Genomic DNA, 9,456 nt, shown 5'->3' on the forward strand with positions numbered 1-9,456 from the left:
CAAGCAAAAGTCGGGCACCAAGCAAAAGTTGACCATCGCGGCCATCTTTGGCGCTATGGGTCCCGGTCTGCTGGCGGCGCTTTCGGGCAATGACGCCGGCGGCATTGCAACGTATTCCAGCGCGGGTGCCAGCTATGGCTACAAGATGCTCTGGATGCTTCCCGTCATGACTGTGCTGCTCATCGTGACGCAGGAGACCGCGGCGCGCTGCGGCTGCGTCACGGGCAAGGGCCTGGCATCGCTCATTCGCGAGCGCTTTGGCGTGCGCAAGAGTGTACTTGCTATGGCGGCGCTGTTGATCGCCAACACGGCTGTGACCATTTCGGAGTTTGCGGGCATCGCCAGCGGCCTTGCCCTCTTTGGCGTGCCGGCGAGCATTTCGGTGCCGCTGGTGGCGCTGCTGGTGTGGATGCTTACCATGTCGGGCAGCTTCCAGCGCATCGAGAAGATTCTGCTGCTGGTGAGCTGCGTGTTCGTGACCTATATTGTCGCCGCGTTTATGGCTGGCCCCAACTGGGGTGAGGTCGCGGTCGACCTGGTCGTGCCTAACATTCAAAATGACCCCAGCTACGTGTCGCTCGTGGTCGCAACGATCGGTACCACCATCGCGCCGTGGATGATTTTCTTGGCGCAGAACAACGTGGTCGATAAGAACGCGGGCGAGGACGATATCGTGCTGCAGCGCATCGATACCGTGAGCGGCTCGCTTGCCGCCGATGTCATTGCCGGCTTTATTATCATCACGACCGGTACGGTGTTGTTCCCGGCGGGTATTCAGATTAGCGATGCTGCCGATGCCGCCCGCGCGTTGGAGCCTATTGCGGGTCAGTGGTCCACGGTACTGTTTGCCTCGGGCCTGGTCGCGGCGAGCTTCTTGGCTGCCTGCGTGCTGCCGGGCGTTACGTCAAGCGCTATCTGCGAGGCATTTGGCTGGGAGCGCGGTGCCGACCGCAGCTGGGACGAGGCCCCGGTCTATCGCGGCATCATTACGGCCATCATCGGTATCTCTGCCGTGCTGGTGCTTATGCCCGGCGTCGATCTGTTCCAGATTATGATGACCTCACAGGTCATCAATGGTGTGCTGTTGCCCGTGGTTCTGGTGTTCCAGGTGGTTATCGCAGCCGACCGTCACATTATGGGTGCCAACCGCAACGGCCGCGTGTGGAATGTGCTCACTTGGGCGACTATCGGTGTGATTACGGTGCTCACGGTCGTCATGTTTGTTCTGCAGGCGATGGGCTACAGCGCTTAACGCCCACTTTTGCTTCCGAACAGGCCGCAGCGATGGGCTGCGGCCTGTTTTTGTCTGCTATAGGGTGTTAGTTATATAGCAATGGACAAAAAATGCCAAATATGAGTACTGTTGCTAAGTGAATAGCATTTACATCCTAAAAGATAATGAACATAGCCTTTAGTATGTTCATTAAAATTGGCTCCAATACGCCTTAAACCAGTCAGGTTGGCTGCTTTAGGGGGTTGTAGGGGTCGCTCGGACGTCATTTTGGGTGGTTTTGCCTGCTACTAAAATGGTAACAGTACTCATATTTGCCCTTTTTTGCCCACAGACCTTTGAGGGTGCGGCGAAAAGGGCTTGTTTTGATTGTTTGGGGCAGGCACGAGGCGCGGAAACGGTGTCTGGAGCGACGGAGCGGCCTGGAATTCATCCGTAGAGGTCTTCATTGGCTGCGCCAGGAGTGTCCCTAGGTACCGGTACATAAGGAACGTCCCTAACTGCCGGAGGGGGCGTCTGCCACGGCAGACGCCCCCTCCGGATGTGGGAAGTTTGCGCTGCAGGTTACTTGTCGGTGCCCAACTTGTGCGGCTTGAGAGCGAGCGCATTGACGAGCGCGTCGGTGGCAGACTTGACGGCTGCCGGCTGCGGATCGTTGACGTGATCCTCGGGGTGTACGGGCAGGTCCTTCTTGACGGCATCGTGGATCAAGTTGAGGTACTCAGTCACGCCAGTGGTCGATAGGTGCGTGCCATCGCCATCGAACAGGTCGTTGCGGTTGGCACTGTATCCGTACCAATCGATAACGCGCACGTTCTTGTAGCGCGTAGCGGCGTTGGCGATGGCCTGGTTGGTAGAGCCAACCCACGGCTGCGGGCTGCGCGTGTTCACAAACACCACAATACGCTTATCTCCTGCATCGGCCATGATGGCGTCGAGCTGGTCGTCGGTTACCAAGCCGTTGGTGCCCAGGGCAAAGACCACGATCTTGCCGGCAAGGTTCTGCTGGATATAGCCCTCAAATGTCGCGCGCCCCGCATCAAACTGGCGGCCCTTTTCGGCATCGATATGGCTGTGCGGGAACACGCCGTCAAAGGTGTCTACGGCACGCAGCGACACGGAGTCGCCGATCATAAGCAGATCGTAGGAGCCATCGGTGAAGCCGTCGTTGTCCTTGTCGGTGTCGTCGGCCGCCTGCTGGTCGGTGGGCGCGGTGTTCTTGGCTTCCTTGTTCAGAACTTCGGCGCCCTCGCCGCTCAGCGCAGACGTCTCGGGCACAAAGATCAGGCCGCCCAGTGCAACGACCAACACGACAGCGCAGGCTGCGCAGACAGGGATGTGCGTGCGTGCCCAGTTGGCGGGCGTGGTGGTGCCATCGCGGAATTCGGCGACGGTGCGCCCAAAGGCGCCCTTCCTAAACGGAGTCTCGATAAAGCGATAGCAGCACTCTGCCACGGCGACCACCAACAACACCTGCAAAATGTACTGCCACCACGGCGTATCGTTGATGTTGGCGACCGGGTTCATGAGGAGCAGCAGCGGATAGTGCCACAGGTAGATGCTGTAGGAGCGCTTGCCAACCCACACGAGTGGCTCGGCGGACAGCGCGCGGGCAACCATTCCCTGGGGCTGCACGCAGGCCGCGATGACCATGAGCGTGAGGATCGAGCACAGCAGCGTGCCTCCGCGATACTGGAAGGCGGTGTAGCCGTTGGTGAGCGCGACCATGGCGGCAAGGCCAACCAGACCCACGACGCCCAACACATCGATGGATGCGGGCGAGGACCAAAAACGCACGAGGGCGCTCGGCTGTGCCGGGGCGGTCTCGGCTGCTTCGTCGGCCTTCTCGCCAGGTTTGCCCTCGGCGTTCTTGCCGTGCTTGGCGGCGCCAGCCAGGCGATTGAGCCCCAAACGATGAGCGAGACGCACCGGCGCCAGGTCGCGATCGGGGATAAAGGCCATCCAGGCACCCAGCAGCAGCGAGAACACGCGGGTGTCGGTGCCGTAGTACACGCGGCTGGGGTCGGCGACAGGGTTGTAAAGCACCATCATGGCTAGGGCAGATACCACGGCAAGGCCCAGAACCACGCGGCGCGTGTTGGGTTTGCTCACATGCATGGATACCATGGCAAACAGCAGTGGCGGCCAAATCAGGTAGAACTGTTCCTCGATGGCAAGCGACCAAAAGTGCGTGAGCGGCGAGGGGTCGCCCAGAGCATTGAAGTACGAGACGTTTTGGGCAATCTGCCACCAGTTGTTGAAGAACAGCAGCGACGGCAGGATGTCGGGGCGCATCTTGGTGAGCATCACGTGGTTAAAGAGAGTGCACAGCGCGCAGGTTACCACCACGACGGTCACCACGGCGGGGACCAGGCGACGGATGCGGCGAATCCAGAAGCTCTTAAGGTCGATGCGTCCGGTCTTAGCGACTTCGTTGAGCAGCAAGCGCGTGATCAGATAGCCCGAAAGCACAAAGAAGATCGTGACGCCAAGCAGGCCGCCCTGCGCCCACGTGAGGTTAAGGTGATAGAGCACCACCGCGACGACGGCGAGCGTACGCAGGCCGTCAAGGGCAGGGATGTAGCGGGATTTGGGGCGAGCAGGCGTCTGCTCCGCGGCGGGAGTGTTGGCGCGGCCCGCGTTGTTGGCAGAAGCACGATGGGGGCTCACGGTGCGTCGCGGTTCGTTGGCACGGCGTTCGCCCTTCACGCGTTCGTGCGGCGCCGGCTCGTTGCCCGTGCGGCGTCGACCGCGCGAGCCCGATTGCGAGAGTTGTTCCATAAAACATCATCCAATGACGAGAATAATCAGCACGCCTTCATTGTAGCTGCCTGCTCCTGTGAATGCTTGCTGCTGGCGCAAGCTCAAGCGCGCGTCCACATCAAAGTGAACTAAAGTTATAGGGGGTGCGAGAGTGCACGATCGACGGCTGGCGGTGGGCATAAGGCCCGCAGATGAGGAGGTTTCCATGGCAGATCGCGGCATCGTTGCGGTGTTCGGCAGCATGAACATGGACCTTTCGGTGGCGTGCGAGCGCATACCGCGTGCGGGCGAGACCGTCGGCGGCAGCGGGTTTATCACCAACGCCGGCGGCAAGGGCGCCAATCAGGCCGTAGCTGCCGCGCGTATGGGCGCTTGCACGCACATGATCGGCGCGGTCGGTCGCGACGCGTTCGGCGCGTCGCTCGTGGCGGGGCTCCAAGACGCCGGCGTGGACTGTGACTTTGTAGTGCATCGCGATGATGTGGAGACGGGAACGGCGACCATCATTCGCTGCGAGGGAGACAACCGCATCGTGCTGTCGCCGGGCGCCAACCATGCGCTTGCGGGCGAGGACGTTGCCCGCGCGCTGAGGCGTCTGGTGGCCGATGAACTCGATAGTGACGCCAGCGAGATTGCCCCGGCTGCCGGAAGCGTCTTTATCGCCCAGGGCGAATGTGACCTTGCGGCGACGGCCGAGGCGCTTGTTTGCGCTCACGAGCTGGGGTTCTATACGGTCTTTAATCCAGCGCCTGCCTGTGAGCTGCCTGCGGAGGCCTGGCCTGCGGTCGACCTGGTCTGTCCCAACGAGACCGAGTGCCAGGTTCTGACGGGCATTCTGCCCACGGATGATGTGAGTTGCATCGCCGCGCTCAAAGCGCTGCTCGACAAGGGCGCCGGAGCTGCGGTCATCACGTTGGGCGGCGCCGGGTCGGTTACGCTCGGCGATGACGGCGAGCTGCTGCGCATGCCGGCACTTTCGAGTACGGTAGTCGATACCACGGCCGCCGGCGATACGTTTATCGGCGCGTTGGCGGCGGCTCGCCTAGAGGGCTTGCCGCTCTTTGAGTGCATGGCTGCGGGTGCTCGCGCCTCGGCAGTGACGGTGTCGCGCCTGGGCGCTCAGCAATCGATTCCCACGAGCGCCGAAGTTGAACATTGGTTTAGTTAAACGATAAAGACGGAGAAGCGGAGTAGAACAATGGCAATCAAGAAGCTGATCCTTGATCTGGATATGGGTGTGGACGATGCGATGGCGCTGGCCTATGCCATCGCGAGCCCCGAGGTGGAGCTCGTGGGCATCACCACGTGCTTTGGCAACGTGCGCGTCGAGCAATCGGCGCACAACTGCCTGGCGGTGCTCGATCTGCTGGGTCGCCCCGAGGTGCCGGTGTACCTGGGCGCCGACCGTCCTCTGCAGGCGACTGAGCCCTATACGCCGCCGGCGTCCACCGCGCTCATTCACGGCAAGAACGGCATCGGCGGCGCGAGCGTGCCCGCGTCGCCCTACGAGCCGGTGGGGGCGACCTCGGCCGACGGCAACGCTGCGGTCGATTATCTGATCGATGCCGCGCGCACCTATGGTCCCGATCTGGTCTACGTAGCGACTGGCCCGCTCTCCAACCTGGCGCTCGCCCTGGAGCGCGATGCGGTGACGATGATGTCCATTGGCCGCGTGGTCGTGATGGGCGGCGCTCTTACCGTGCCCGGCAACGTGAGCGCGGGCGCCGAGGCCAATATGGCGAGCGACCCCGAGGCAGCCGACGCGGTGCTGCGCTCGGGCCGTAAGCTCACCATGGTGGGTCTGGACGTGACGCATCGCGTGGTGCTCACACGCCGCGACATTGCCGGCTGGACGGGCTCGGGCACCATGGCGGGCTGCGCATTTGCGAGCATGGTCGAGCACTACATTGGCTCGTACGAGATGAACGCACCCTACCTGGGTGGTTGTGCGCTGCACGATCCGCTGGCCGTTGCCGTGGCGATCGACCCCACGCTCGTAGGTGCGCTCGGCTGCAACCTGCGTGTTGATCTGCTGGGCGAGTACCGCGGTCGCACCATCTGCGATGAGCGCCGCCTGTCCGATCCGGACAAGAGCACGCTTGTGGCACTGACCGTGGATGCTCCGCGCTTCCTGTCCGAGTTCAAGACGCGTATGGCCCGTGTCCTTGGCTAAGTTGTCTTTTTGGGACGGGGCTTTTTTGACTGTTATGATTGGTGCGACCATTCGAACCAGCTAAAAGAGCCCGTCCCAAATTGACTACCGAGAGGATCTGCCATGGAGCGCATTGCGAGCTTTTCCGTTGACCATCTGTTGCTTGAGCCCGGCGTGTATGTGAGCCGCATCGACCGCGATCCGGCGACCGGGGCCGCCGTCACCACCTTTGACCTGCGCCTGACCACGCCCAACAAGGAGCCGGTCATGAACACGGCCGAGTGCCACACCATCGAGCACCTGGGCGCGACGTTCCTTCGCAATAATGCCGAGTGGTCGGGCCGCATTGTCTACTTTGGCCCCATGGGCTGCCGCACGGGCTTTTACCTGGTTGTGTTTGGCGAGGTGACGAGCGAGGAGATTCTGCCGCTCGTGCGTGAGCTGTTCGAGTTTGTCGCCGGCTTTGAGGGCGATGTCCCCGGTGCCGCTCCCGAGGAGTGCGGTAACTACCTGGACCAGAACCTCCCCATGGCCAACTGGCTTGCGCGCCGCTACCTCGACCGCGACCTGGCCGATATCGACGAGAAGCACCTGCACTATCAGCAGGCGTAAGGGCTTTATCGCCCAAAACGCGCGCATTGGGCGCCTTCGCTTATGCGGGGGTGCCTTTTTGCTGAGTGGTCGGGACGAGTGTTTAAAATCGCTTATGTTTGTTCTAGAATGTTCATACTGTCACATAAACGAACAGGAGCGAACATGCATATCTACTCTGTCAACGATCCCGAGTTCAAGTCCTATGGCAACGTTTGGGATAACGTTCCGTCCGAGCTTGCGTCGCCCGTGCTCGAGGCGCTCTCTGCCACGCCCATTCCCGAGGGCAGCAAGTACGTTGCAAGTGCGCCGGAGCTCGAGGACGTCAAGGATGCCGACAAGCTTGGCTTTCTCATGTTTGGTGGCCGTCCCTTCCAGCTCGGCTGGTGCAACGGCCACAATACACGACTCAACTGCCTGGAGTATCACCGCGCGAGCGAATTCAACTTGGGGGCTCGCGACTTTATCCTGCTCGTGGCGCATCGCTGGGAGATCGAGGACGGCAAGCTCGACACCGCGTGCGTCAAGGCGTTTCGCGTGCCGGCGGGTACGGTCGTCGAAGTCTTCAACACCACGCTCCACTACACGCCGTGCATGGTCGACGACGGTGGCTTCCAGGTGATGGTGGCGCTGCCCGCCGGCACCAACGGCCCGCGCCCCGAGGCTGCGGCCGACATGCCCACGGCCGGCGACAGCTACTGCTACTGGAAGGCCGACAAGTGGGTTCTCTGCCATGCTGACAGCCCCAAGGCTGCCGAGGGCGGCTACGTAGGCCTCATCGGCAAAAACCTCGACATCGCCTGCGACTAGAATCTTCTGTCTCGATCTGTAACATCTAGCGGGCTAAATCGTCTCTACCTGTTGCAGATTTAGACAAACTGCAGGGGCTGCCCGAAAGATCTCGATCTGTAACACCGGGCCCGGTTTTGGCGGCCTAACTGTTACAGATCGAGACAAACCGGGCCCAACCACCACAAAGGTGCCTGTTCCCTTTGTGGTGGTTTGGGCAGGCGGGTATCAGAAAGTGTCAGGCGGGGCGGCTGTCGGGCGCCTGCACGCGAAAAGAAGTATCGACCTGCGTCGTTGCCGTTGAGCGACGCGTTGTTTGTAGGGATACTGAGCCTATGACAACAGCGTGCGAAAGGATTGATGCATGGCTTTCCGTAATGACTTCCTGTGGGGCGGCGCGACGGCTGCCAACCAGTGCGAGGGCGCCTACGACGTGGACGGCCGCGGCCTGGCCAACGTGGACGTGGCTCCGCACGGCCCCGAGCGCTACGCGGTGGTCTCCGGCCAGCGCAAGATGCTCGACTTCGAGGACGGCTATTACTATCCTGCGCAGACCGGCATCGATTTCTATCACCATTACAAGGAGGACATCGCCCTCTTTGCCGAGATGGGCTTTAAGACCTTCCGCATGAGCCTGGCCTGGACCCGCATCTTCCCCAACGGCGACGAGACCGAGCCCAACGAGGCCGGCTTGGCCTTCTACGAGGACGTATTCCGCGAGTGCCGAGCGCACGGTATCGAGCCGCTCGTGACCATCACGCACTTCGACTGCCCGATTCACCTCATCAAGGAGTACGGCGGCTGGCGCAACCGCAAACTCATCGACTTCTACAAGAACCTTGCGACCACGATCTTTACCCGCTACAAGGGCCTGGTGAAGTACTGGCTCACCTTCAACGAAATCAATATGATTCTGCACCTGCCGTTTATGGGTGCCGGTCTGGTCTTTGAGGAGGGCGAGAACAAGGAGGCCGTCGAGTACCTAGCCGCCCACAACGAGCTCGTCGCCAGCGCTTGGGCAACCAAGATCGCTCACGAGATCGACCCTGAGGTCAAAATCGGCTGCATGCTCGCCGCAGGTAGCTATTACCCCTACAGCTGCCGCCCGGGCGATGTGCGCCAGGCGCAGCTCGACAATCAGGACAATTACTTCTTCGTCGACGTTCAGAGCCGTGGCTACTACCCGGCCTATGCCGTCAAGAAGCTCGAGCGTCTGGGCATCGATGTGGGCATGACGGACGAGGACCGCGAGATCCTGGCCGCCAACACCGTCGACTTCATCAGCTTTAGCTACTACAGCACCCGTTGCTCCGCCGGTGCCGATAACCCCGATGTCGAGCGTACCCAGGGCAACGCCTTCGCCGGCGCCAAGAACCCCTACCTGCAGGAGAGCCAGTGGGGCTGGGCCATCGATCCGCTGGGCTTCCGTATTACGCTCAACGACCTGTACGACCGTTATCAGAAGCCGCTGTTTGTGGTCGAGAACGGCCTGGGCGCCAAGGACGTTGTCGAGGAGGACGGCTCCATCAACGACGACTACCGTATCGACTACCTGCGCCAGCACATCGCCGCGATGCGCGACGCGGTGACCGAGGACGGCGTTGACCTGCTGGGTTACACCACCTGGGGTCCGATCGACCTGGTGTCTGCCGGCACGGGCGAGATGTCCAAGCGCTACGGCTTCATCTACGTCGATAGCGACGATGCGGGCAACGGCACCCTCAAGCGTTCCAAGAAGAAGAGCTTCGACTGGTACAAGCATGTCATTGAAACGAATGGTGAGGACCTGTCCTTAGGAAGCTGAGACACTCAACTTCATAGCCTCCTAACCAAGGCGCCCGGCGAGTATGTGCTCGCCGGGCGCCTTGCCGTCGGTTGATTTCCGATCTCAGCCGAACACATTGAGCGAATAGGCCATTCCCGCAGTTAG

At 61.3% G+C, this 9,456-nt stretch carries 7 protein-coding genes; 6 read left to right on the forward strand and 1 reads right to left on the reverse strand.

Going from position 1 to position 9,456, the window contains the following annotated elements:
- Nucleotides 1–55 precede the first annotated feature (55 nt).
- Nucleotides 56–1,252, forward strand: coding sequence for an Nramp family divalent metal transporter (locus PGW49_RS08805; protein WP_006235731.1), 1,197 nt, complete (start codon nucleotides 56–58; stop codon nucleotides 1,250–1,252).
- A 543-nt stretch (nucleotides 1,253–1,795) separates the two neighbouring features.
- On the opposite strand, the gene PGW49_RS08810 is transcribed toward PGW49_RS08805, so the two are convergent.
- Nucleotides 1,796–4,012: an acyltransferase family protein gene (locus tag PGW49_RS08810; protein ID WP_270226277.1), complete on the reverse strand. Its 2,217-nt coding sequence runs from the start codon at nucleotides 4,010–4,012 to the stop codon at nucleotides 1,796–1,798.
- Nucleotides 4,013–4,199: 187 nt separating this feature from the next.
- Here PGW49_RS08810 and PGW49_RS08815 point away from each other — a divergent pair, with 187 nt between their 5' ends.
- The 5 genes from PGW49_RS08815 (at nucleotide 4,200) to PGW49_RS08835 (ending at nucleotide 9,330) form a co-directional block, all read left to right on the forward strand.
- Nucleotides 4,200–5,162 carry a ribokinase gene (locus PGW49_RS08815; RefSeq protein ID WP_270226278.1) on the forward strand — a complete coding sequence of 321 codons (963 nt, stop codon included), beginning with the start codon at nucleotides 4,200–4,202 and terminating at the stop codon, nucleotides 5,160–5,162.
- Between the two features lie 30 nt (nucleotides 5,163–5,192).
- Nucleotides 5,193–6,167: a nucleoside hydrolase gene (locus PGW49_RS08820; RefSeq protein WP_270226279.1), complete on the forward strand. Its 975-nt coding sequence runs from the start codon at nucleotides 5,193–5,195 to the stop codon at nucleotides 6,165–6,167.
- A gap of 102 nt (nucleotides 6,168–6,269) precedes the next feature.
- On the forward strand, nucleotides 6,270–6,758 hold the full coding sequence (locus tag PGW49_RS08825; protein WP_270226280.1) for an S-ribosylhomocysteine lyase: 489 nt from the start codon (nucleotides 6,270–6,272) through the stop codon (nucleotides 6,756–6,758).
- 144 nt (nucleotides 6,759–6,902) lie between these two features.
- Nucleotides 6,903–7,547, forward strand: coding sequence for a DUF4867 family protein (locus tag PGW49_RS08830; RefSeq protein ID WP_270226281.1), 645 nt, complete (start codon nucleotides 6,903–6,905; stop codon nucleotides 7,545–7,547).
- A gap of 343 nt (nucleotides 7,548–7,890) precedes the next feature.
- Nucleotides 7,891–9,330 (forward strand): 6-phospho-beta-glucosidase, encoded by a 1,440-nt coding sequence (locus PGW49_RS08835; RefSeq protein WP_270226282.1) that lies wholly within the window; start codon nucleotides 7,891–7,893, stop codon nucleotides 9,328–9,330.
- Nucleotides 9,331–9,456 lie beyond the last annotated feature (126 nt).

Origin of the sequence: Collinsella aerofaciens (assembly GCF_027679495.1) — a bacterium.
Classification (GTDB): domain Bacteria; phylum Actinomycetota; class Coriobacteriia; order Coriobacteriales; family Coriobacteriaceae; genus Collinsella; species Collinsella aerofaciens_AK.

What these genes read in the sequence shown, in the direction of transcription:
- PGW49_RS08830 (WP_270226281.1), top strand. Translation starts at nt 6,903, where the DNA reads ATGCATATCTACTCTGTCAACGATCCCGAGTTCAAGTCCTATGGCAAC.
- PGW49_RS08820 (WP_270226279.1), top strand. Translation starts at nt 5,193, where the DNA reads ATGGCAATCAAGAAGCTGATCCTTGATCTGGATATGGGTGTGGACGAT.
- PGW49_RS08810 (WP_270226277.1), bottom strand. Translation starts at nt 4,012, where the DNA reads ATGGAACAACTCTCGCAATCGGGCTCGCGCGGTCGACGCCGCACGGGC.
- PGW49_RS08835 (WP_270226282.1), top strand. Translation starts at nt 7,891, where the DNA reads ATGGCTTTCCGTAATGACTTCCTGTGGGGCGGCGCGACGGCTGCCAAC.
- PGW49_RS08825 (WP_270226280.1), top strand. Translation starts at nt 6,270, where the DNA reads ATGGAGCGCATTGCGAGCTTTTCCGTTGACCATCTGTTGCTTGAGCCC.
- PGW49_RS08805 (WP_006235731.1), top strand. Translation starts at nt 56, where the DNA reads ATGGGTCCCGGTCTGCTGGCGGCGCTTTCGGGCAATGACGCCGGCGGC.
- PGW49_RS08815 (WP_270226278.1), top strand. Translation starts at nt 4,200, where the DNA reads ATGGCAGATCGCGGCATCGTTGCGGTGTTCGGCAGCATGAACATGGAC.